Consider the following 975-nt stretch of genomic DNA (forward strand, 5'->3'; position numbering starts at 1 on the left):
CTTCACGAGCTATGCTGTACATAAGAACAGCCTATCTGAGGTGAGGTGGAGCCATGGCAATGAATCGAATTCAGTTTCAGCCCGGTCTTTCGATGCCTGTATTCCTTGAGCGCTACGGGACCGAATCTCAGTGCGAGGCGGCACTGGAGCATGCGCGCTGGCCGTCCGGGTTTCGTTGCCCCCGCTGTGATGGGGCCGCCTACAGCAGGGTGCGCGGGCGAACCCATTCGCTTTTTCAGTGCCAAGCCTGTCGGCATCAGACCTCGCTGATCGCCGGCACCGTCATGCAGAGCACCAAACTGCCCCTGACCGTCTGGTTTCTCGCGATCTACCTCATCAGCCAAGCCAAGACTGGGCTGTCGGCGCTCGCGCTCATGCGACAACTGGGGGTGAGCTACCCGACGGCCTGGTTGATCCACCACAAGTTGATGTGCGCGATGGCACAACGCGAGGCGCGGTATGTTCTCGAAGGCCAGGTCCACGTCGACGATGCCTACCTGGGCGGCGAGCGTAGCGGCGGAACCGCCGGTCGAGGCTCGGAGAATAAAGTTTCGTTCGTTGCCGCCGTCTCGCTCACCGATGAGGGCCATCCGCTGCGAATTAAACTCACCCCCGTCTCCGGCTTCACCCTCAAGGCCATCAAGCAGTGGGCCCAGTCCAGCCTGGCGCCGGGGTGTACCGTGTTTTCCGACGGGCTGTCTTGCTTTACCGCCGTCAAAGAGGCCGAATGCACGCATCGACCCACCGTCATTGGCGCGCGAAAGCCCAAGGATCTACCCGAATTCAAGTGGATCAACACCGTGCTGGGTAACCTCAAGACCAGCCTGAGCGGGAGTTACCACGCATTCGCTTTCCGAAAGTACGCAGGCCCGTACCTCGCGGCTTTTGCTTATCGATTCAACCGCCGGTTCGATCTCAGCACGCTACATACGCGCCTGATCGTCGCAACCGCCAACTGTGGGCCGCATACCCAAC

At 60.6% G+C, this 975-nt stretch carries 1 protein-coding gene; it reads left to right on the forward strand.

Translation table 11 applies throughout. The features are described from left to right. Nucleotides 1-53: 53 nt before the first annotated feature. On the forward strand, nucleotides 54-975 hold a 922-nt coding region (locus ZRA01_RS20325), incomplete at its 3' end, for an IS1595 family transposase (RefSeq protein WP_141355188.1).

Origin of the sequence: Zoogloea ramigera, assembly GCF_006539865.1 — a bacterium.
Taxonomy (GTDB): Bacteria; Pseudomonadota; Gammaproteobacteria; order Burkholderiales; family Rhodocyclaceae; genus Zoogloea; species Zoogloea ramigera.